This window comes from Psychrobacillus sp. NPDC093200, from assembly GCF_050280345.1.
In the GTDB taxonomy this organism is placed as follows: Bacteria; Bacillota; Bacilli; order Bacillales_A; family Planococcaceae; genus Psychrobacillus; species Psychrobacillus faecigallinarum.
On sequence record NZ_JBNNVC010000010.1, the window covers coordinates 1 to 21,066 of the forward strand.

Annotated in this window: 22 protein-coding genes; 7 read left to right on the forward strand and 15 right to left on the reverse strand. The window is 37.4% G+C overall.

From position 1 onward, the window contains the following. Window positions 1-674 precede the first annotated feature (674 nt). Together ACQKNZ_RS19800 and trhA are read right to left on the reverse strand one after the other, a co-directional pair. Window positions 675-1,190: a hypothetical protein gene (locus ACQKNZ_RS19800; protein WP_151112559.1), complete on the reverse strand. Its 516-nt coding sequence runs from the start codon at window positions 1,188-1,190 to the stop codon at window positions 675-677. 16 nt (window positions 1,191-1,206) lie between these two features. After that, window positions 1,207-1,854, reverse strand: coding sequence for a PAQR family membrane homeostasis protein TrhA (gene trhA, locus ACQKNZ_RS19805; RefSeq protein WP_144541716.1), 648 nt, complete (start codon window positions 1,852-1,854; stop codon window positions 1,207-1,209). Window positions 1,855-2,012: 158 nt separating this feature from the next. Between trhA and ACQKNZ_RS19810 the strand changes: the two genes are divergently transcribed. Further along, window positions 2,013-2,777: an NRDE family protein gene (locus tag ACQKNZ_RS19810; protein ID WP_191697950.1), complete on the forward strand. Its 765-nt coding sequence runs from the start codon at window positions 2,013-2,015 to the stop codon at window positions 2,775-2,777. Window positions 2,778-2,930: 153 nt separating this feature from the next. On the opposite strand, the gene ACQKNZ_RS19815 is transcribed toward ACQKNZ_RS19810, so the two are convergent. Beyond that, the gene (locus tag ACQKNZ_RS19815) at window positions 2,931-4,310 is read right to left on the reverse strand and encodes an IS1096 element passenger TnpR family protein (protein ID WP_427661419.1); all 1,380 of its coding nucleotides are present in this window, start codon (window positions 4,308-4,310) and stop codon (window positions 2,931-2,933) included. A gap of 252 nt (window positions 4,311-4,562) precedes the next feature. Further along, entirely contained in the window at window positions 4,563-5,387 is an 825-nt protein-coding gene (locus ACQKNZ_RS19820; RefSeq protein WP_427661421.1) for an MBL fold metallo-hydrolase, read from the reverse strand. Between the two features lie 362 nt (window positions 5,388-5,749). Between ACQKNZ_RS19820 and ACQKNZ_RS19825 the strand changes: the two genes are divergently transcribed. Next, window positions 5,750-5,950, forward strand: a complete 201-nt coding sequence (locus ACQKNZ_RS19825; RefSeq protein ID WP_144541707.1) for a cold-shock protein — start codon at window positions 5,750-5,752, stop codon at window positions 5,948-5,950. A 59-nt stretch (window positions 5,951-6,009) separates the two neighbouring features. Here the strand turns inward: ACQKNZ_RS19825 and ACQKNZ_RS19830 are convergent, their stop codons facing one another. From ACQKNZ_RS19830 to ACQKNZ_RS19840, 3 genes are read right to left on the reverse strand one after another with little or no spacing between them, the layout of a single operon-like run. Then, the gene (locus ACQKNZ_RS19830) at window positions 6,010-6,567 is read right to left on the reverse strand and encodes a DUF6434 domain-containing protein (RefSeq protein WP_144541705.1); all 558 of its coding nucleotides are present in this window, start codon (window positions 6,565-6,567) and stop codon (window positions 6,010-6,012) included. Next, window positions 6,557-6,952, reverse strand: coding sequence for a MerR family transcriptional regulator (locus ACQKNZ_RS19835; RefSeq protein WP_191963816.1), 396 nt, complete (start codon window positions 6,950-6,952; stop codon window positions 6,557-6,559). The genes ACQKNZ_RS19830 and ACQKNZ_RS19835 overlap by 11 nt, the downstream gene beginning before the upstream one ends. Continuing rightward, window positions 6,949-7,251: a hypothetical protein gene (locus tag ACQKNZ_RS19840; protein ID WP_191697945.1), complete on the reverse strand. Its 303-nt coding sequence runs from the start codon at window positions 7,249-7,251 to the stop codon at window positions 6,949-6,951. Before ACQKNZ_RS19840 ends, ACQKNZ_RS19835 begins: the two co-directional genes overlap by 4 nt. Window positions 7,252-7,450: 199 nt before the next feature. Between ACQKNZ_RS19840 and ACQKNZ_RS19845 the strand changes: the two genes are divergently transcribed. Further along, a complete protein-coding gene (locus ACQKNZ_RS19845) occupies window positions 7,451-9,139 on the forward strand; it encodes a methyl-accepting chemotaxis protein (protein ID WP_427661425.1) in 1,689 nt (562 codons plus the stop codon). A gap of 372 nt (window positions 9,140-9,511) precedes the next feature. On the opposite strand, the gene ACQKNZ_RS19850 is transcribed toward ACQKNZ_RS19845, so the two are convergent. The 7 genes from ACQKNZ_RS19850 to ACQKNZ_RS19880 all read right to left on the reverse strand — a co-directional run bounded on the left by ACQKNZ_RS19850 (window position 9,512) and on the right by ACQKNZ_RS19880 (window position 17,235). Then, window positions 9,512-11,038, reverse strand: coding sequence for a tripartite tricarboxylate transporter permease (locus tag ACQKNZ_RS19850; protein ID WP_144541697.1), 1,527 nt, complete (start codon window positions 11,036-11,038; stop codon window positions 9,512-9,514). Window positions 11,039-11,056: 18 nt separating this feature from the next. Continuing rightward, on the reverse strand, window positions 11,057-11,506 hold the full coding sequence (locus ACQKNZ_RS19855) for a tripartite tricarboxylate transporter TctB family protein (protein ID WP_144541695.1): 450 nt from the start codon (window positions 11,504-11,506) through the stop codon (window positions 11,057-11,059). A gap of 55 nt (window positions 11,507-11,561) precedes the next feature. Beyond that, entirely contained in the window at window positions 11,562-12,572 is a 1,011-nt protein-coding gene (locus ACQKNZ_RS19860) for a Bug family tripartite tricarboxylate transporter substrate binding protein (protein ID WP_144541693.1), read from the reverse strand. Window positions 12,573-12,710: 138 nt separating this feature from the next. After that, window positions 12,711-13,406, reverse strand: coding sequence for a response regulator (locus tag ACQKNZ_RS19865; RefSeq protein ID WP_144541691.1), 696 nt, complete (start codon window positions 13,404-13,406; stop codon window positions 12,711-12,713). Continuing rightward, window positions 13,390-15,006: an ATP-binding protein gene (locus tag ACQKNZ_RS19870; protein ID WP_427661428.1), complete on the reverse strand. Its 1,617-nt coding sequence runs from the start codon at window positions 15,004-15,006 to the stop codon at window positions 13,390-13,392. Before ACQKNZ_RS19870 ends, ACQKNZ_RS19865 begins: the two co-directional genes overlap by 17 nt. A gap of 1 nt (window position 15,007) precedes the next feature. After that, on the reverse strand, window positions 15,008-15,937 hold the full coding sequence (locus ACQKNZ_RS19875; RefSeq protein ID WP_427661430.1) for an AEC family transporter: 930 nt from the start codon (window positions 15,935-15,937) through the stop codon (window positions 15,008-15,010). Window positions 15,938-16,080: 143 nt separating this feature from the next. Then, on the reverse strand, window positions 16,081-17,235 hold the full coding sequence (locus ACQKNZ_RS19880; protein WP_340844934.1) for an SEC-C metal-binding domain-containing protein: 1,155 nt from the start codon (window positions 17,233-17,235) through the stop codon (window positions 16,081-16,083). Window positions 17,236-17,405: 170 nt separating this feature from the next. On the opposite strand from ACQKNZ_RS19880, the gene ACQKNZ_RS19885 reads away from it, so the two are divergent. Genes ACQKNZ_RS19885 through ACQKNZ_RS19900 form a run of 4 tightly spaced genes read left to right on the forward strand, consistent with a single transcriptional unit; the run spans window position 17,406 to window position 19,800 of the window. Next, the gene (locus tag ACQKNZ_RS19885) at window positions 17,406-18,125 is read left to right on the forward strand and encodes an ABC transporter ATP-binding protein (protein ID WP_144541683.1); all 720 of its coding nucleotides are present in this window, start codon (window positions 17,406-17,408) and stop codon (window positions 18,123-18,125) included. A gap of 15 nt (window positions 18,126-18,140) precedes the next feature. Further along, window positions 18,141-18,884 carry an ABC transporter permease gene (locus ACQKNZ_RS19890; protein ID WP_144541680.1) on the forward strand — a complete coding sequence of 248 codons (744 nt, stop codon included), beginning with the start codon at window positions 18,141-18,143 and terminating at the stop codon, window positions 18,882-18,884. A gap of 50 nt (window positions 18,885-18,934) precedes the next feature. Next, complete coding sequence (locus tag ACQKNZ_RS19895) at window positions 18,935-19,393, forward strand: LytTR family DNA-binding domain-containing protein (protein WP_144541678.1); 459 nt, start codon at window positions 18,935-18,937, stop codon at window positions 19,391-19,393. Then, the gene (locus ACQKNZ_RS19900; RefSeq protein ID WP_144541676.1) at window positions 19,390-19,800 is read left to right on the forward strand and encodes a DUF3021 domain-containing protein; all 411 of its coding nucleotides are present in this window, start codon (window positions 19,390-19,392) and stop codon (window positions 19,798-19,800) included. The genes ACQKNZ_RS19895 and ACQKNZ_RS19900 overlap by 4 nt, the downstream gene beginning before the upstream one ends. A gap of 88 nt (window positions 19,801-19,888) precedes the next feature. On the opposite strand, the gene ACQKNZ_RS19905 is transcribed toward ACQKNZ_RS19900, so the two are convergent. Beyond that, window positions 19,889-21,058 carry a PstS family phosphate ABC transporter substrate-binding protein gene (locus ACQKNZ_RS19905; protein WP_427661435.1) on the reverse strand — a complete coding sequence of 390 codons (1,170 nt, stop codon included), beginning with the start codon at window positions 21,056-21,058 and terminating at the stop codon, window positions 19,889-19,891. Window positions 21,059-21,066: the final 8 nt, after the last annotated feature.

Genomic DNA, 21,066 nt, shown 5'->3' on the forward strand with positions numbered 1-21,066 from the left:
TTAAATGATGTCAAAAATTGTTTTGCGTCAATACAACCGAAGTTGTTTGATGCTATATGTCTTAACGTTTTGCATGTTCAGTTTTCAATGTTCATCGTGTCAGCCAAACTTGTTTACCTCTTGGCGACTTCTACTATATTACTCTCGTTTATATTATAAGTCAATACTTTTTAAAAACTTTTTTAAAAAGATTTTTTTAGAGTCTCATTCCTCTTCAGAGTTAGCTACATTAGTAGAATGTTCTAGGATTGATATTAGGCAAAAAACTATAGGATAAATCACTTTCCTTCTATATATTATTATACATCTCCTTGCAATTTGGTTATATAAATACACGGGCAATAGTTATTCTTCGTTTATGGTAATTCAAAACTATATTTCGCTCTCTTCCACCTTGTTATTTTCTACAGTCGATTCAGACAATACTCCTTACAGAAACAAATAATAAGCAGTAGAAAGTAATATCCTTACTTCCTACTGCTTCTTTAATTACCTTCCTATTGAGTTTGCGCTATGTAATACTTCTTTTGGGCGTGAACGGTTATAAATATTTTTATGCGGTCATAAAAAAATCTATCCGGTCATAAATCCTCGCTATCAGGTTATAAAATTTTCTATCCGGTCATAAACCCTTGATAGCCGGTCTCAAATAGTAATATCTCTCTGCTAAAGGACTATATAGTATGAAGAAGCTCTAACGTTTCGATTACACTGCTTAGAAAATCATCTATTTCGCCTATATTTTCTTCTTTAATTTTTTGGTGGAAGCTTAGCAAAATTGTATTTACATAGTTTTTCTTTAATTGTCCGTATTCAAAGCTTAAACGCTGAGTGATTGTTATATCGTCCTCCCATATTTCCTTTAGGGCTAACTCAATACTCTTACACTCTTCAGGTACTTCTATTACACTTTTTTGAAATTTTAACTGTAACGTACAGCCAGGGGCCTTACCAGGAGTCTCCAAAATTTCGGATGCTAACTCCTCCAAGGAAGCTTCTATTATAATCTCTGCCGTTACTTTTTGTTTATCGGAAAGGACAAATTCAATAGAAAAGTCTCTTTTTATAATAGAAAAATCCATTCGATCTGTTCTGTTAGTTATATTGATTTTGCGTTCTATATTGTCCATATCATATAGAAGATTCTCAAATGCAACCTTTAAATTTTCGAAGACGGTTGGATCATACATGTGATTTCCTCCTTAGTTATACAGGTATTGGCAGTAGTGTCATGATAGCGAAGAAAACTAAAATAGCCGCTACGAGCACAAATACATGCCACACTGCGTGATGGTACGGAAAGCCTCTCCATACATAAAAGACCGCCCCTCCGGTATAGAGCAATCCGCCAAGCGCTAGCAAAACAAGTCCCTCTGTGGACATATTGGTGATGAGCGGCTTCCATGCAAAAACTATTAACCAGCCCATCACAACATACAAGATAGTAGAAGTATGCAAAAACCGCTTAACAAAATAGGCTTTGAACACTGTACCTGCTATCGCTAGTCCCCACATAATACCAAACAATGTCCAACCTAGCGGACCTTTTACTACTAAGAATAGAAGTGGAGTATAGGAGCCTGCTATTAAATAATAAATAGAAGAATGATCCATGATTTCAAAGAAGTCTTTGGCTCTTCCCTCTGGAAATGCATGTACAAGGGTCGATGATGTAAACAATAGCACCATGGATGCCCCAAACAGTGTAAAACTCACCACATGCCAAGCATTCCCATACTTGACTGAGGAAACGATTAAAATAACAAGTGCAGCTATACTTAAAAGTGTACCAACACCATGTATGATTGCATTTGCAAGCTCTTCTCGTTTAGAAAATATATGTGTATTACTCATCTCTGTCATCTCCATTAAAATCGTTTATTCCATTTTATCCTATCACTTTTCATCAATAAAAGCAGACACTCATCAAATCTGATAATGATATAATAATTGAAGTAGTTAGCTATAGACCTGACTTCCCTCATAACTTGTTCAAAAAGGAGCTATCTTATATGTGTCTCGTTAATTTTCAATTTAAAACTCATCCTACCTATCCACTCATAGTAGTTGCCAATCGAGACGAATTTTATGAACGTCCAACTGAGTCTGCTCATTTTTGGACGGATTATCCTAACATCCTTGCCGGACGAGATTTGCTTCAAATGGGAACATGGCTTGGGGTTTCTAAAGCTGGTCGCTTTGCAGCATTGACCAATTTTAGGGATCCTCAACTAAAACCGGGTCGGCTTTCTCGAGGTGATATCGTTCGAGATTTTTTAGCTGGCAATGAAGAACCAATGGAGTTTATCGCAGGCTTAAAGAGAAAAAGAGAAAACTACGGTGGCTATAATGTTGTCATTGGGGATAGTAATCACCTGTATCACTATAACAATATCCTAGATGAAATGAATGAAATTGCGCCTGGTACACATAGCTTAAGCAATCATACCTTAAACACACCCTGGCCAAAGGTGAAAAAAGGAAAGCAGAAATTAGCTGAATATCTTCTATTAGATAAAGTAGAAGTTGAGCCTCTGTTCGAAATACTTAAAGACGAAAATGTTGCACAGGATTATGAGCTTCCCGAGACTGGTGTAGCTCTCGAGCTTGAACGTAGCTTATCTCCAATGTTTATCAAAATACCTAACTACGGTACACGCTCCTCGACTGTATTGTTAATGGACTACAATCAACAGGTTACCTTTGCAGAACGAACCTATTCAGAAGGTGAAACACAGTCTGAAAATTCTTTTGCATTCAAAACAAGCCTGACATAACTAGCTTCTATAAAACTGAGGTCATATCAAGAAAAAGTTTCCCCTGTTGCGAAAACAATAGCAGCCTATAACAAAAAATAAAGCTTCGAAAATTTTACTGTTCATAAAATTTTCGAAGCTTTTCATTTTTTAAGGTGAGTTGTGTCACAGTCTTTATTTTCCACAGCATTTCTTATACTTTTTACCACTGCCACATGGACACGGGTCGTTTCGGCCGACCTTTTTATCTGTTTGTTTGCTCTCCGGTGCAGCTGGTACTGCTTTTAGATTTGGCTGCTCCATCAAAGTAATTTCATGTGGGGTATGACCTCTATTGCCCCACAGGCGAGTTGTTACCGACACGAAGGCAATTGCCTGCACATATTCATTGAACATTTCCTGATCTTGAATGTTATGACGAACAGCAAATTGTTGAACCACCGTATTAATACTACTACCGACTGTTCGCATATCTCTGATTAGCTGATCCATATTTTCTTTGATCATTAATGTGCTACCACCAAATAGATCCTTTTGCATCATGGACGCAAGCTTTTCTTGATAGATTGTTTCCTCGTAATAATTAGGATCTACATACCGAAGAAGCTCTTCCTTTGCTGGCACGTAATAAGGCTTTCCTACAGAGCTTTCTTTTAAGATTTCATAATCATTGGAGTTTATCGAAGTATGTACAAACTCATCTGAATTAACTGTAACAAATTGATTTTGTAATTGTTCTGACGATTTATCTATAAATGACAATAATTCATTTCTCGTCAGAGCTTTAACATTTTGCGAATTATATATATCTAGAAATTTAGAGAAGTCAATAATTCCATATAAGTTAATACAAGCAGCTGTATACTTTAAAATAGCTTCCGTGTTTTCTGAATGCTCAAGAATAGTAGATTCTCCACCTCGATATTTATCCGTGAGGACAAGATAATTATCATGATCAATTTTCTCCCACTCTGTCTTTTTATACTTCACATTTTTAAGCAGTTCATTTAACTTGTCTTTATCAAAAGGTTTAAATTCCTGATGCTCAGCCCAGCCATACATATGTAAATAATCCGGATGATTAGGGTTGGCCATAATTTTTTTAAATTCCGAAAAGCCAATTGGACCACCAATATCTTCAGGAGGTGCCATGCCTTCTCCATCCAATATAGTAGGATAACCAAAATAATAATCCTCTACTATCTCTTCTAGCTCTATTAGAATTTTCCAATCGTCTTCAAAATCATAGTTATAAATGAGGTAACCCTTCTCTTGAAGATACTTGTCAATCTTTATACGGGTTGGCTGCTTAACCTCTTTGCCTTCATACTTCTTCCCTTTATATTTTTGTATGATTGCTTCATCATTCGTAATATACTTGTCGTTTGTTTCTATCGCGAAGGAATGATATGGTTCCATCATGCTTCGAAAATTTGTCACGTATTGAATGGTCTCATGAAGTCTATTAAATGTCGCATCTGCCGGCAGAACGATTCTTCTCCACACCTTCGGATCTACGTGCTCAAATGATAATTTTAAAATATAAGCTTTCAAATAAATTCACCTTCCTCCATTAATCATACGGTATAAAACTGTTTTCTTCGAGCAAAAACTTCTTTTAGGAGAACGCTTACGCAGGGATTCTATATAATGTATTTTAGGAAGGTCTTTTGCTGTTTAGATAAAGGTAAAATAGTAGGGATAATGGAGTGTATGTAGGAGGAATTTGAAAAAAGCTGCCCTTTTCTGCATTTGCTAGTAGGATCGCTCACTTAGTACAGAGAAACAGACTAAAAAAGGACTCTACTATGTAGCAGTCCTTTTGAGGCTCTCATTAATCACGGAACGTATGATATGTAGGGAGCTCCATTCACCCATGGAGAAGCGAGTGATGGGATATTTCTTCGGAAAAATAATATGGGTTATTTCTTCTTCACGTTTACCCTCCGCATGAAGCTGCAAAATACGGTCCTGTATCTCTAATAAATAATGTAACTTTCTTTCGAGTTGTCTTCTACCCTTCTCTAAGTAGCCTGCATGGCAGCAATAAACTTCATCAAAATCATACATAAGAACTCGCTGTAGGGACTCTATTAATGTCGGGATGCTTTCCTCTCGAAGTACGACCTTCGTTCGTTCCTGGCAATAGAGATCTCCTGTAAACAATTGCCCGGTCTGTCGATTAAGAAATGCTAAATGGTCCTCGGCGTGTCCAGGTGTAGGAATGACGTCCCATGTGGCGGATTTGGAAGTAAACGTCTCGCCAATCGGCTCTGCTTTAAACGGCTGCCTCTTCCCCCAAAATAGCCTGCGATAGAGAGGATAGTCGGCTTTCTTTTCGCAACAATCTATATAAAGCTCGTTCATATAGATTGTTTTACCTTGATTTTGTAGATAAGAAGCACAGCCAGTATGATCCTCATGATAATGAGTAATCATTACTTGATCTACTTCCTGCTGGAGAAAAAATGGTTTAAATTCCTTTTCGAGAGATTGTGACCCTGTATCTATTAAAACGCCATCCACTACAAAACAATGGACATTTAGTTTAACACTCTGAAAGGATACCTTCCCGTTTCCCATTACCACACCATTTTTAGTGGAAACATCAAATTCCTTTTTAAAAAGCATACGTTCTCCCCTTTTAAAAATTTTCTTTAGAAAAGAATACCATAAAATGAATGACTATTCACTATTTTAAAACTTCCCTAAGTACTGGTGCTTAGCTATTCATTATATAAAGTATAAGATAATTATTTATTCTGTTTTACAGGATTAGGGAAATACTTTGAGATATCTTAAGTACTTTACTGGACAAATGAGAAGTTACGTTATATACTGAGTTCAATAGTTAAATTGCTTCATCAAAACATTGAATTCACATATTACAAAAAGTGATCGTGAAATGTTTGTCGATACTCTTTGTAATATGTGAATTTTTTTATCTGTTGAAAGATTTATATTATTTAATTTATTTTATGGAGGTTTTTTACATGACACAAGGTACAGTAAAATGGTTTAACGCAGAAAAAGGTTTCGGATTTATCGAGGTTGAAGGCGGAAGCGACGTATTCGCTCATTTCTCAGCTATTCAAGGTGAAGGATTCAAATCTCTTGACGAAGGTCAAAAAGTTGAATTTGATATCGAAGAAGGTAACCGCGGACCACAAGCAGTTAACATCGTAAAACTTTAATTCTTCGGAATTAACTTGATAAAAGCCGTACACTCGAAGTAATTCGAATGTACGGCTTTTTATTTTTGATATTTATTACTACCTGGTAGCTGTTTGATAGCATTCCAAGCATCGATTGCATCCTGACGTGTTTTTTCTTTATTGTTAGGATCGGCAAAAAAGTCTTGAGTGAAACGGTTATATTCAAATTGAGGTGCAATCTCTCTTTTATAGGTTGGATCTTTTTTACGTTCTTCTTCCTCTTTCCAAGCATTCACTGCATCACGGTATGTTTTTCCAACGTTATTTTTAAAATAGTCCTGAATATAGGTAGAAAAATGAAATTTTGGTCCAATGGTTTGCTGAAAAAATGCTCTTACTTGTTGGCTACAGCGATGTCCCTCATTTATAACAGTATCTAAAGACAGCACTGCATCTGCTTTAACCTGTTTAGTCCTCCTGACTGGTTGAAGTATTTCACCTGAGCGCAGAAAAACCTCTATTCGATTGGCGATTTCTATTTTAGAGCCAGAGGGACTAATACTGTGTTCTCTACAAAACTTTTGAAGTTCTTCCTTTAACCAATAGTACTGTTGAAATTCCTCTATGCTTAAATTTTTTGTTAGATTAGGTCTCATTTTTTGTTCCTCCAAGTAATTGTTCCATTTTCTTGTCTGCACGGAGCAACACTTCTTTTATTTGTATAATCTGTTCTTCTTTTTGTATCATTTCCCGATATTTTTCTTGAAATAAATTTCTTAGCAATTGTAATTTATCTGTTTCTTCCTCAGTTAATTCACTATCTTTATCTACATGTTCAGTCCACTCAAAGAGTAATTTTATTTCATTTAATGTAAAACCATTCTGTTTTAGCTTAATAATTACTTGGATAGACAGTATATCCTCTTCTGTGTAATCTCGGTGATGGCACTCTATGTTTGGCTTTAATAGTTTTATCTTTTCATAATAACGAATAGTATCCTTGCTAACCCCGGTCTGGGAAGCAAATTCTCCAATTTTCACAATATCACCCCTATTACAATTAGCATATGAAAAACAAACCGAAAACCATGGTGACTATAGCTGATCCTTCCCTTTGTCTGTATTCCTTCCCAGATTGCTAGCAAATGTAGACTTATAAAACAGACTACTATTAAATACAACGTCCAGTTTGGAATGAACGAGCTTACAACCAATGCAAGCGAAGTTAACACAAATAATAAGGATCGTATAGAAAAACCCTTTTCCTTCCATTGTACCACTCCAGCTACTAATGTTAATAATCCATACATACAAACTAAACTATGAACAACTATTTCCATCTCCAACACCTCCTCTTTGACTTTAAATCGTGGAGTTAACTCCATGTCAACAATGTTTTTAAGCTACTTCAGACTATTTTTATTAAATTTTTATCAATAACGTCCTTTTAGTAATAATTTTTCATTAGCCTACTTCAAATGACATTACTAATAGTCGATAAATACGAAGTGATTATATTTATTGGAAAGAAGGCAGCTTATGAGTATCGGCAAAAAGTTAAACATCGCATTTATCACTATTCTAGTTTTGTTATTAATCTCTACTGGAACATTTATGCTTACATCTGCTAATGTGGAAAGTAAAGTGGATGAGGCTCTCGACTATAGAGTCTCTCAATTACGAATAATCGACGAGATTCGTTTTGGGATTGGAATGCAGGGTCAATATTCACAGGAACTGTTAATTGATAATTCTCCTGAGACGAAGGAGCAGTTAGAATACTATATCCAGTATGTCGACGACAAAATTGCTGAAATTGCATCTCTTGCCCACTCCAAAACTATGAAGAAATATGTTGAGGAGATTTACGTTTATAAAAATGAATTCAATGAGGCATCTGGAATATACTTGGAGTATGCTAAAACAGGTAGCATGAGCTCTGGAACAAGAATTTTAAAGGATCGTATTACTCCTGCAAATGCTGGTATTTTAGATGTTGCAAAAAAAATGCTCGATTATCAGGATAAGGAACTGAATAAAATATCGGAAGATACGGATAACGCTATGATTCTGTCTAACATTGTAGCAATTGTTATGTTAGTCATTATTCTGATAAACGGTTGTTTTGTTATGTGGTTCACTCGTAAGCAAATCTCTAATCCGTTAAAAGAAATGGTGAGCGTGTCCGAAACCATTGCGACTGGAGATTTATCGGTGGATGATTTGAAATACGTATCTAAGGATGAAATAGGAAAGCTCTCTTCTGCTACTAATCAAATGAAAAACAATCTTCAAACGTTACTCAAACGCATACATGAGAATTCGGAGCATTTAAGCGCAGCTGCTGAGGAGCTATCTGCTAGCACAGAAGAGGTAACCGCCTCTACAAATGAGATGGCCAATCGTGCTAATGACACTCTAGAATCTTCCGCTTCTGCTGCCCAGTCAGCCAACGAAAGTTCGCGCGCTATGGATGAAACTGCAACGGGAGTTCAAAGAATTGCCGAATCAACACAGAGCTTACATGACAATTCGAACGAGACGTATCAAGCAGCACTCGCTGGAGGTAAAATTATTCAACAGGCTAGCGAGCAGATGAATACGATTAACCATTCTTCCGAGATGATGAATGATTTAGTACAAAAGCTTAGCAAACAAACAATTGAAATTGAAAATATCACTAATGTGATTACGAATATCACAGAGCAGACTAATCTCTTAGCTCTAAACGCTGCAATCGAAGCAGCACGAGCAGGAGAACATGGCAAAGGATTTGCAGTTGTTGCTGATGAGGTTCGCAAGCTTGCAGAAGAATCTAGACAATCCGCAAATCAAATAGTGAATTTGATTAAGGAGATAAAATTAGATACAAGCAATGTAGAAAAAGCTGCTGAGGACTCCCTCACTTCTGTTACAGAAGGTGTAAAAATTATTGGAGAAGCGGGCCAAGCTTTTGAGGAAATTGTCACTGCTGTAGAGCAGATGAACATTCAAATTGAGGAAATTTCAGCTACTTCTGAGGAAATTTCAGCTTCTGCAGAACAGGTTTCCGCCTCTGCAATGGAAATCGCTAACGGAGCAGCAAATGCTTCCTCTAACGTAGAAAGTATTGCAGCAGCTATCGAGGAGCAAACAGCTAGTATGGAGCAAGTCAGTGGTGTGGCGGTTGAGCTGTCACAGAATGCTCAGGACTTACAAGAAGAAATAAATAAATTCAAACTAGCATAAAAAAATCTCCATTTTACTCTTTTTCGAAAGCTACAGACTCATAGTCCATTCCATACCGAATAATTTTTAGGAGGATGATCGCACTTCATGATCGTCCTCCTATTTTAGTATTTATCGATCACCTCAATTAAAAGTGAGCGCCTATAGCAATACATTTTTATAAAAAAACAGCTACCAAAGTTTATGACTCGGGCAGCTGTTTTGAGGGATAAGAAAAGCATATAGACAGGCGGTGACTCCAACGGGAGGTAGACAGCTAAGGCCATTCCAAATGACGTGTAAGCGACAGGGCCAGCTTTTTCACTCCCCCACCAGAAAGCGCCCGCTTAAAGCGGAAATATCTTAAAACCATCTTTTAAGAATCCCTTATATCTATTCTTCCTCATTAATAATCACTTGTTTCCCTCTAGCCTTTAATATAAGAGGGACTAACAACCAAGCAGCTGCCGCAATTATGAAAACTAATGATAATGGTTTCGTAAAGAAGATACTAAAGTCTCCGTTAGAAATGGTCAGTGCACGGCGCATGTTATTTTCTATCATAGGACCTAACACAAGTGCAAGCACTAATGGGGCAACTGGGAAATCATTTTTAGATAAGAGATACCCAAGTATTCCACAGCCTAATAATAAAAACAAATCGAAGGTTGTGTACTGTACAGCGTACACTCCGAAAAATGAAATGGCTATAATCATTGGTAGCAAATATTTTTTAGGTGTTTCAATAATTTTTGCAAACACTCTAACTAATGGCATATTCAACACAAGCAGCATCAGATTCCCAATGAACATACTAGCAATCAGACCCCATGCAACCTCTGGATGCTCATCAAATAATAACGGGCCTGGCTGAATATTATACATAATAAGTGCTCCCATAAGGATCGCTGTTGTCCCAGATCCAGGTATACCTAGTGTCAAAAGTGGAATCATCGCACCACCTGAAGCTGCATTGTTTGCTGATTCTGGACCAGCCACTCCTGCAATATTCCCCTTGCCGAAAGTTTCAGGCTTTTTGCTAAATTTCTTCTCTGTAGTGTAGGAAAAGAAGGATGCAAGTGTAGCCCCTGCTCCTGGTAAGACTCCAATAAAGAAGCCAAGTAAAGAACCTCGGACAATAGGTACAGAGCTGTCCTTGATATCCTGTTTAGTGGGTAGTATGCGGTTTATCTTTGCTATATTACCCGTCTCTTCATCTTTCTCCAATATCGTTTTAAATACCTCACCTAGTGCAAATAATCCTACAGCGATTGTTAAAAACTCCAGACCAGAATAAAGAATCGGTTGGTCATATGTAAAGCGAGCAATACCGGAAACTGCATCAATACCAATCGTTCCTAGCATGAGTCCTAAAACAGTCATTATTAATGCCTTGGTCATAGACTTTCCTGCGAGCCCACTAACGGCAGCTAGCCCCAGCAGCATTAAAGAAAAGTACTCAGCTGGTCCGAATTTAATAGCGACATTAGAAAGAGGCTCGGCTAGCAGCACTAGACCGAGAAGGGCAACAATTCCTGCCACGAATGATCCGATAGCAGCGATGGATAAAGCAGCTCCTGCTCTGCCCTGCTGTGCCATTTGGTATCCGTCTAATGTAGTTACAACGGATGAGGACTCTCCCGGTGTATTCAATAATATAGATGTCGTTGAACCCCCATACATAGCACCATAATAAACCCCTGCTAACAATATAATAGAGCTAGCTGCTGCAGCTTCTGTTGGCATCCCCGACGTGATAGTTGCAGTTACCGGAATTAGGAGAGCCACACCGCTCATAGGTCCAATCCCAGGTAAAACGCCAACAGCGGTTCCAATAATTACACCTACAAATGCAAATAATATATTTTGCCATTGGAAGGCAACACTAAATCCATCCATTAAAAACTGTAATGTACTCATCGCTTGATGTCTCCCTCCTTATAGCAGTGGAAATCCTGGTAACGAACCTCCGAGCAGCTCTGAGAATAAGTAATAAACCCCGACTGAAAATACGGCAGATATGATGACCGAGTAAATAACTTTTCCACGTTCAACTGTTTGAAAAGCAACCAGCAGAAAGAGAAAAGTAGAAATAACATAACCAATCTTTTCGAGTAAAAAGGCGTAAAGTAAGGCACTAACAAAAATTATGATAAATTTCTTATATTGAAGCTTTTCTTTGCCAGATTCCTCTGATTTATATTTAAACGTTTCATATATTAAGCGAATACTAAGAAGCATTAATATAATTCCAAGCCACATCGGAAAGATTTTTGGTCCTACTGAGGAGCCATATGCGCTATCAGAAATTTTTTGACTCTCCACCAAAAAAATTATTCCTACCAATAAAAAGCCAATACCAGCAAAGCGGTCAAAGCTTTTATTCATCTATCTATCCCTCCCACCAAAAGGAAAAGGCGACTTTACTAGTCGCCTCACCTGATTATTTCTGCATACCAAGAGCTGTTAGCAATTCTACAATTACTTCATCTTGCTCTTCTAAATAAGCGGTAAAGTCTTCTGAGTTACGATATTCACTAGCCCAGCCGTTTCTCTCAAGCTCTGCTTTCCACTCGTCTGTCTCCGTCATCTTTTCCAGCTTTTCTGACCAATAGGTTACAGCACCTTCAGACATTTCCTTAGGGCCAAAAATTCCACGCCAAATAGTGAATTCTGCATCAATTCCGGATTCCTTGAATGTTGGAACTTCAGCAAGCTCTCCCTCTAATCGTTCACTAGAGCTAACTGCCAAAACTCTCACATCTCCAGACTTCACATAAGTTGCGATAGTAGAAGCATCTGTAGCTATCACATCAGCATTTCCACCAAGAAGAGCAGCAACTGCTTCTCCCCCTCCGTCATAGGACACATACTTTACAGACTTAGGGTCGATTCCCGCTTCATGTGCTGGTAGTACTCCAACTAAATGATCCATAGAGCCCGGTGCTGACCCTCCAGCTAAAGTAACTGCTTTCGGATCTGCTTTAATAGCGTCTAGCACGTCTTGAAGTGATTCAAACTTAGAATCATTTTTTACTACGATTGCGCCATAATCACGAGTAAGCTGTGCTAAAGGAGTAGTATCCTTGTAGCCATATGGACTATTCCCTTCAGCCTTGTTGTTATTAATAAGAATTGGTGGTGATTTAACCATTAGGACATGATCGTTTTTTACTTCTTTCGTAGCGAATTCTGCCATGTATACAGCTCCACCACCACCTGGTTTATTCTCCACTGTAATTGGCTTCTCCACCAATTTTGTATCGTTTAATGTTTTTGCAATGGCACGTGCTGTAAGATCCCAGCCACCACCTGCTCCAGAAGGAGCAACAAGTGTAATGTTATTCTTTGGATACTCCGATGCTTTAACACCTCCATCATCCGATGAACATGCTGCAAGACCTAATGTAAGTGTTGCGACTAAAGCGATAGGAGCAAATTTTTTCATCCACATCTAACTTTCCCTCCTTATAACCTATTTTATGAGAGCGTTTTCATACGCTTTCTATTAATTTATCAAAACATTTTATATATTCAATGTTTATGGTTATAAGTTCAATAAGGAACATAAAAATCATTTTGTTCATATTGTTCACGACTGATTTATAAAGTATCTTCTCTCTGGTCTTCCTACTGAACCGTAAATAAGCTCTGTATAAACGATTCGTTCAGATACTAAATACTCTAGATATCGCCGTGCAGTTGAGCGACTAACACCAATATCCATTCCAAGTCCCTCTGCTGTAATCCCATCCTTAATTTGTTTAATATGATTGACTACCTTTTCCTTTGTAATTGGATCTATCCCTTTAGGAGGTATTGCTTCCTTTTCTAACGTACCGTTAGTTGTACTGTTTCCCCAAAGAGATTTGATGATGCTTTCCTGGACTTGTCCCTCTTCTTCTAGAATGTCTCTCTTTGCCTTGTACGCAAGTAAGCTTTCTTTAAATCTTTCAAAGGTAAGTGGCTTTAAGATATAGTCTGCTACACCGCTTCGGAATGCTTTTTTTACAATATTAGATTCAGAGGCAGCTGTGATGAAGATAATGTCTGTTTCTGGACTATATTCCTGAATGACTTTTAGTAGCTCTGTCCCTTTCGTATCAGGTAGGTACACATCTAGTAAAATCAGATCCGGCTTATATGAAATAATCCAATCCTTCGCCTCTTCTCCCGTGAAGGCTGCACCAATCATTTGGAATCCTTCAATTTTCTCTATAAATCTACGATGAATATCAGAAATTCGTCTGTCATCCTCTATGATTAAAACTTCAATTTCCTTTGTCATGCAAGTAACCTCCTTTTGGTATAGACACGATAAACAATGCCCCACCCAAATCTCCTCGTTCAATGGAAATCTTTCCAGCTAAATCATTTAAACTATCCTTTACCTTAACCAATCCGTATCCATGATCTCCCTCACTTTTTGTGGATATCTTTTCAGTTAGTACAATATCTAATAGCCCATTCGGCATTCCATTTCCAGAATCCTCGACTTCTATAATAATTTCTTCTCCATTATCAAAAATATATATCCGAACATTTCGTTCTGCTTCTGGTTTAGATTCGACCGCCTCAAAGGCATTTGTCACTAAATTTCCTATGATAGAGACAAATAAATGCTTTTGTAAATGACTTGGAATCTTTTCTAAGTAACTATCCTCATCTAAGATAAAGCGCACCTTCAACTCCTTGGCCCGATTTAAAAAGCCAATCACAATTCCCCCTAAAAAAGGGTCCTGTAATCTTCTAGTCATAAATTGAATAAGCGACTGATGCTCTGCTGTCTCTAACTGTATTAACTCAATCGCATCCTCGTAGGAATGAAGCTGTATTAAGCCAGAAATTGTGTAAAGAAAATTGTGATACTCATGAGTTTGTGCTCTTAGGGCTTCTGTGTACTGCTTTACCTGTGAAAGCTCCTCCGACAGCTTGTCTATGTCAGATTGAAGACGAAAGCTTGAAACCGCTCCTATAATTTCCTCACCGACACGTATTGGAATTCGATTAACAATAGCCTTTTTCCCTTTAATCTCCATAGGTCGGTCTAAATGCTTCTCCCCTGTCTCCATAACCTGCAGGAGGTATGTATTAGGGATAACCTCCCAAATATTCCTCCCCACCAATTGGGCTTCCGTAGGTAAAGAGAGAACTTCATGAGCTGCCGTATTAATCATAGTAATGATTCCCTTAGCATCGACCATTATGACTCCCTCCCGTATCGACTCTATTAAAGCATTTCGCTCCATGAACAAGTTAGCAATTTCCGAGGGTTCTAGATTAAAGAGCTCCTTTTTAATAGTCCGTGCCAAAATACTAGAGCCAATAATTCCAATGGCTATTGCAATCAAAACAATATATGCAATATTATCAATATACCTTGCAAAGATGAGACTCATGTCTTCCTTTAAAAACCCTACCGAAATAATCCCGACTATTTCCCCCTGTTCATCCAAAACAGGAGCCTTTCCTCTTAACGCAGATCCCAATGTCCCAGTCGCCTCGGAAACGTAGGATTTCCCATAAACTAATGCTTGCTCATTGTCATCGCCAACCATTTTTTCTCCTATTCTGTCCTCTACTGGGTGGGCGTAACGATAGCCTTCCTCGTCTCCAATAACTATATATTCCGCTCCGGTTAAACCCTGAATCTCTAAAGCTATTGGCTGAAGGAGCTCAGAAGGATTTTCTGACTGAAACCCCGCCAAAATATCCGGTCGCTCTGCTGTCGTCTTGGCTATACTGAGTGCCCTTTCTCCAATTTCATCTTCTATCGCATGAGACATTGTAAAATAAAGAGAAACACCGATAATAATTGCAACTAATGACACAAAGATTGCACCAAACCCAAATATTCTTTTTTGTAATGAACGTTTCTGCTTCTTCATCTCATCCCCACCATATATTCGATAAATAAATGACAACTGTTACTGTTAGGCAGCTAACAACGGTTGAAAACAATACTATTTGTGCTGCTAGGTTTGGCTCCACATCATATTCTAGTGCCAAGGTGGAACTGTTTCTAGAAGTCGGAAAAGCGCTTGCGATAAACAAAGACTGAGCAACGACTCCATCCAATCCCATTAAAGTGATTAATCCAAAGGCAAGCAATGGGCCTATTATTAAGCGACCAAATGTGCTAAACAAAATGAGCTTGTTGAAAATAGTCTTTAGATTGAGCTGCGCCAATTGTGCGCCCAGTGTAATAAGCGCAATTGATATAAATGCATTAGCCAAATAGTCGATTGGAATTCTCAATGATATAGGAATACCTATATTCCAATAATTCATCAATGCCCCTATTATCAGCGCATGTACCAATGGGAGACGCAATAAACTTTTCAATATGTCCAGTCCAGATTTTGTAGTAGATATCAAATTATAAAGTCCATATGTATAGGTCATAATATTTTGAAAGATAACAATAATGATTTGAATAGAAGTTCCCAGTGGATTGGCATAGAAAAGCATTTGACTGACCGGAATCCCATAGTTTCCAGAATTGATCAGCACGATACTATTACTAAAAATAGCTGACTCCTTCTTCTCTAGCTTTAAAATTTTTCCAAGCAGCCAGCTAACCACCATTAAGCAAGCACTAAAAATAAGCAGATATAGCGTAATGCTTCCTAATATTCCTGCATTAACTTCAGTCTCATAAATGTTAATAAACACAGCGGCTGGCATTAGACAATAGGTGATTAGGTTAGATAACGCTTTCAGGTTAAACGAAAACTTCCATTGTAGCCATGCACCAATCATCAACATGATTAAAATAGGTGCTACTACCTGTAAAAAAACCATACTTAAATATTCCATATCCCCTTCTCCTTTCGTAATTTTCCCCGTACAATTTTTAGATGTTATTTAACTTTTTAAATTTTCTGCTATATCATTATATAGAAAAACCACCAGTTAATGGTGGCTCTCCAGTATTTCATTAATTTTTTCAATAAAACTAATCATTTTCCACAGCATTTTTTATATTTTTTACCGCTGCCACACGGACATTGATCATTTCTACCTATTTTTTCACTTACTACTGGTTGGGGAGCCTGTGCTTGTTGCTCTTGTTCAAACTCTATAGCGTTTTGCTCCGCAATTTGCTTCCAGTCTCCCAACGAATCATGTGAACGTCCCATTACTGTATAGAAAGCGTAAAGTGTTTGTTCTAAATCAATCATACCGCCATGGTAGCCATTATTAAGGTAATCCTCTATTAAAGGAAATGCTTGCTCTGATAAGTGAGCTGTTATAGACTCAATAACAGTCTCTTTTCCAGTCTCATCTAACTTATCGTAGCTTTTTATCAGTACTTCTATTGCTTTGTCCGTTTTCGTTTCTTTTAAAATACTGGTCGCATAAATACACGTTTCATTCTTCATCGCATAGGGAGCAACTGCTTCCACTACATCATCTGATTGAAAGCTACTAAGTGCAACTGCCACTTCCTCTAATAGAATATCTTCTTCTCTATCTAATAGGGTAGCAAGCGAAGGTATATATTCATTTAACTGTAGGATACCAACTGCTCTTACAGCTAAAATGCCAGCGACCGAGAAATGCTTTTCTCCTATCTCTTGCTCCAGAATTTTCTTCACTTCTTGAGGGCCATAGCTGTCCTTCTCAATCATTCGTCCAAGTATCTTTTTAGATTTTTGAAATTCTAGCGCGTTGAATCCATCACGGTTAACGTTCCCAACAACCTCCTCATACGTTTTCCAAAGCGCATCCTTGCTTGCCTCCAATAATAATTGATTGAATTCAATGTACTCCGTTCCAATATAAGGAGTAAGCTGATCTGCTTTGTCCACCAGAACCTGAGAAGGTAGATTCATGACATATTGAAGGACTAAATGTCTCTTCGACTTTGTTACCTTTTGGAGGAGCTTCATCAGAATCGGGAACGTTTCTTCTGTTACATTATTCTCCTGTCCCCAGACTAGAATGGAATCCCTTTCTTGTACGTCAGCATTTAGGGAATTCGTTAGTTGTTCATTTACCGTCTCACTTGGCGTAAATGGAAATTCATTCAGTACATACGATGCAAATTCTCTGACCAGTCTTTCCTCATGATTAATCATGGGAGTTACTTTGTTTAAGAATGCTTGATTCATTTGAATTCCTCCTTTAATACTCTCAATATACTTCCTTTTAGTAGACAATTGCAACTTGCCTATAAATTTATGTAAGTTACCTCCTCCAACTTACCACTTACCGAAATACAGAAGAATGCAAAGCAGAATCATCATACACTTGGTTTATAAATAAAACGGGAGGGATTATTTTGCATATTATTGAAGTTCAAAATTTGAAAAAATCTTATGGGGATAAGGAGGTACTAAAAGGTTTAGATTTTCAAGCTGCAACGGGGGAAATCATCGGGGTGATTGGAAAAAATGGAGCAGGTAAATCTACTTTTTTAGAAATTCTCATGACTATCAAGCAATTTGATGCTGGAAGTGTCCTAGTACTAGAAGAAAATATCCGTACCATTTCCATGCAGCGCTTAGAAGAGCTTCGAAAACAAATTGCGGTTGTTCTTCAGCCGACTCAATTTTATCGTACGTTAAAGGTAGAGGAATTATTAAAGCTATTTAAGTCCTATTATAGGTCCTCCATTGATATAGAAAAAATTATGGGAGACTTTAAATTAGAGCCACATCGCAAAAAATATTTTGATAAATTATCTGGTGGCTGGAAACAAATTGTTAGCCTAGCTATTGCATTTTTGTCCGAGCCCAAGCTGCTTATTTTAGATGAGCCAACCACTGGTTTAGATCCACATATGCGTAATATGCTGTGGTCCTATATAACTCAATACAATGAACGCACCGGAGGCACCGTCATTTTGACTACCCACAATATGGATGAGGTAGAGCTGTACTGTGACAAGGTATTGCTAATCAACAATGGTACAAACGATGTTTTTGCTACAACCGATGAAATTTTAGCTTTAGGCCACCGCTCCATCAATGACTTTTACCTTCAGAAAGTATCTATCTAAGGGGGGGGACTTATCATGTTAGCTACACAATTAAAATATGATTTACTTATGTTTTCTAGAGAAATTTTTTACCTTGTCTTTGCCATTGTTATACCACCAATCACGTATATCTTTATGGGCCTATTATATGGTGAAATGACGTATGATCATGGATTAAATTATGCACAATCTTATACACCATCCTTTATTTTACTTATAACATTCACCGTTGTCTTTTTTGCTTTTGGGTTTGATCAGGTCACTCATCGAACAACTGGTGTTGAAAAACGAATTCGCCTATCTCCTGTACCCAAAAATATTTTACTAACTTCAAGCATTTTACGGGCGATTATTATTACAACCATAGGCTACCTTATGATATTTGGCATTGGATTAGTTATGTATGATTTGTCCTTTGATTTAATGAACGTTCTTGCTTCCTATGGTTTTTTTATACTTATGAACGTTGCATTATTAATAATGGCGTCTGCTATTTACTCCTTTTTCAAGAATATGAACAGTGCTCTTGTATTTTCTATCGTTATCATGCAAGTTGTCATTTTTACCGGAGGTTTTGCACAGCCGATTAACTTAATGCCAAAGTTTGTGCAGGTTATTGCAGAGCTAAACCCGCTCTATCACATGAATAACATGTTTAAGGCAGTGTGGAATGGTCAGCTTTCTTTGTCTAATGAAGCGCTGATTTCTCTTAGCTATATTGGAGGGGTTCTGATTGTATCTATCCTCGTTATTCGTTTCATGCACAAGCGGAAAATCTAAAGACAATTATTATTTGAAGGTTTACACTATTGATAAGAGAGGTGCTGTAAATGAAAGTATCGTTAACTATTGATAGTGAATTTAAAGAGACGAAGGTCAAAATTGAAACGCCTAAGCTAAGTGAACCAGTTCAGGAATTATTAGAGTTTATAAAAGGCAGAGAAACTGAATTTTTAGTTGGTAAAATTGGTGAAATGCAGCATATTCTAAAGCCAGAGGATATTCATTATTTTCATACAGAAAAGGAGGCTGTTATTGCAGTAACCTCAACTGGATCGTATAGATTGAAGGAAAAGTTATATGAGCTAGAGGAAATCTTACCATCAAGCAAATTTATACGTTTATCTAAATCTGTAATAGCTAACCTCTATGAACTCAATCGTTTTGAGGCTTCTTTCAATGGGACGCTATGTGTTTACTTTAAATCTGGAGCAAAAGAATATGTCTCTAGAACGTACGTCAATCATATTAAGGAGGCCCTAAAGATGAACAGGAGGAAAAGCGAATGAAAACTTTTTTGTTTAGAAGCATGATTGGTATCTTTTTCGGTGCATTTATAGCTGTCCTATTAACAAATGGTGTCGTTCTCTTTAGTGACAGAGAAACATTAAACGGGCCGCTATTCTTGAAAAATTCATTAGGTTCTATATTTTGCGGTTGGTTATTCACAGTAACTCCACTCTACTTCGAGAATATGCGTTTTACAATGATGCAAGCAACTGTCCTCCATTTTCTAACTGTTTTTGTAGCATATTTTATCTTTGCCTTCTTTATAGGCTGGATTCCTTTTACCTTGTTAAGTTTTGGAACTGCACTTGCCATTTTCGTTGTTGTTTATACCTTACATTGGCTAGCCTTCTACTACTATTTCCGTATACAAGCAAAAAAACTAAACAAAGAACTAAACTCTATATAAGAAAAGTGTAGGAAATCTGTGGAGGTAGTTCGCAGATTCCTATTTCCTAACACAAGAATAATAGGTTATGAGGAAAACTCGCAACCTATTATTCATGTATTGGTACATATCCTGTTTTTTCAACTAGTTCCTGCCCTTGCGGAGAAAGAATCCATTCGATGAGTTCATCTACATAGGGATTTTTAGTATTGGTTGTTATTACATAATACTCTGATGCAATTGGATATTGGTTGTTTCGAATATTCTCTTTCGTAGGTGCTATCCCGTTTATGTTTAATAGTTTAATCTGGTCGTTTTTCACCATTTCATTCGAATAATAACGAAAGGTGTAACCAATAGCATTTTTATAATTTTTATATTGGGCTACCTCTTCAATAATTCCATCCATGGCATTCACAATATCCTCAGTCGGAGCTTCCATTAAAGGAGTTTCTCCCATTAAATTTTGTAAAGCTGTTTGACTCCCACTACCCTCAGGTCGTTGGAATGCTCGTATAGAATCGTCACTTCCTCCAACATTCTGCCAATTTTTAATGCTCCCTGAGTAAATATCCTGGATTTGCTTAATACTGAGCCCGTCTACTTCATTTTTTTGGTGGACAAAAAACACAAATGCTTCTCTCCCAATCGGTGTAAGTTTAAGCTCTACACCATTACGCTTTGCGTGATTGATTTGCTCCTGAGAAGGCTGCGCAACAAAAATCATATCTACCTTACCTTGGATTAAATTATTGTATGCATCGGGAGTTGTATTCACCATGACTTCACTGGAACCTGGCTCATATGTTTTTTCTGGGTAAACCGCCTGAGCAAAAGAAGCATACAAAGGATATAAAGCAGTCGCTCCGTCCATCTTAGGTAGATTATCTGTAATTTTGAGCGACGCCTCTTCTTCTAGCGTTGCAATCTTTAAAGGCTCAATGAATGGCTGATACTCCCAAATATCTAATTCTGCCCCCACTGTTGGAATACTATTCTCGTACATCTTTTTAACAGGAGTAATTGCACTAATTGCTAGAGCTATTCCCATGATTCCTAAAAACCATTTTGTCCTTTTTTTAGTAGTAAAAAAATTAAACAATCGGAAAATGAAAAATAAGTACAGGGCAATTGCTCCAGTTATTAATGTCGCTATATAATAAATGTTTCCAGTCAATGCAAGTACTACGAGAATGAAAAATGTTATCATGCTTAAGCCTATTAAACTAAAAAATGCATAGAATATTTTTGCTCTTAGTGACTCTTTTCGTTCATCCATTCTATTAC

Coding starts and splice junctions, on each gene's coding strand:
- ACQKNZ_RS19865 (WP_144541691.1), bottom strand. CDS start 13,406: ATGACAAAGGAAATTGAAGTTTTAATCATAGAGGATGACAGACGAATT.
- ACQKNZ_RS19825 (WP_144541707.1), top strand. CDS start 5,750: ATGACACAAGGTACAGTAAAATGGTTTAACGCAGAAAAAGGTTTCGGA.
- ACQKNZ_RS19845 (WP_427661425.1), top strand. CDS start 7,451: ATGAGTATCGGCAAAAAGTTAAACATCGCATTTATCACTATTCTAGTT.
- ACQKNZ_RS19870 (WP_427661428.1), bottom strand. CDS start 15,006: ATGAAGAAGCAGAAACGTTCATTACAAAAAAGAATATTTGGGTTTGGT.
- ACQKNZ_RS19850 (WP_144541697.1), bottom strand. CDS start 11,038: ATGAGTACATTACAGTTTTTAATGGATGGATTTAGTGTTGCCTTCCAA.
- ACQKNZ_RS19830 (WP_144541705.1), bottom strand. CDS start 6,567: ATGAGACCTAATCTAACAAAAAATTTAAGCATAGAGGAATTTCAACAG.
- ACQKNZ_RS19820 (WP_427661421.1), bottom strand. CDS start 5,387: ATGCTTTTTAAAAAGGAATTTGATGTTTCCACTAAAAATGGTGTGGTA.
- ACQKNZ_RS19855 (WP_144541695.1), bottom strand. CDS start 11,506: ATGAATAAAAGCTTTGACCGCTTTGCTGGTATTGGCTTTTTATTGGTA.
- ACQKNZ_RS19810 (WP_191697950.1), top strand. CDS start 2,013: ATGTGTCTCGTTAATTTTCAATTTAAAACTCATCCTACCTATCCACTC.
- ACQKNZ_RS19875 (WP_427661430.1), bottom strand. CDS start 15,937: ATGGAATATTTAAGTATGGTTTTTTTACAGGTAGTAGCACCTATTTTA.
- ACQKNZ_RS19890 (WP_144541680.1), top strand. CDS start 18,141: ATGTTAGCTACACAATTAAAATATGATTTACTTATGTTTTCTAGAGAA.
- ACQKNZ_RS19880 (WP_340844934.1), bottom strand. CDS start 17,235: ATGAATCAAGCATTCTTAAACAAAGTAACTCCCATGATTAATCATGAG.
- ACQKNZ_RS19860 (WP_144541693.1), bottom strand. CDS start 12,572: ATGTGGATGAAAAAATTTGCTCCTATCGCTTTAGTCGCAACACTTACA.
- ACQKNZ_RS19800 (WP_151112559.1), bottom strand. CDS start 1,190: ATGTATGATCCAACCGTCTTCGAAAATTTAAAGGTTGCATTTGAGAAT.
- ACQKNZ_RS19895 (WP_144541678.1), top strand. CDS start 18,935: ATGAAAGTATCGTTAACTATTGATAGTGAATTTAAAGAGACGAAGGTC.
- ACQKNZ_RS19840 (WP_191697945.1), bottom strand. CDS start 7,251: ATGGAAATAGTTGTTCATAGTTTAGTTTGTATGTATGGATTATTAACA.
- trhA (WP_144541716.1), bottom strand. CDS start 1,854: ATGAGTAATACACATATATTTTCTAAACGAGAAGAGCTTGCAAATGCA.
- ACQKNZ_RS19905 (WP_427661435.1), bottom strand. CDS start 21,058: ATGGATGAACGAAAAGAGTCACTAAGAGCAAAAATATTCTATGCATTT.
- ACQKNZ_RS19900 (WP_144541676.1), top strand. CDS start 19,390: ATGAAAACTTTTTTGTTTAGAAGCATGATTGGTATCTTTTTCGGTGCA.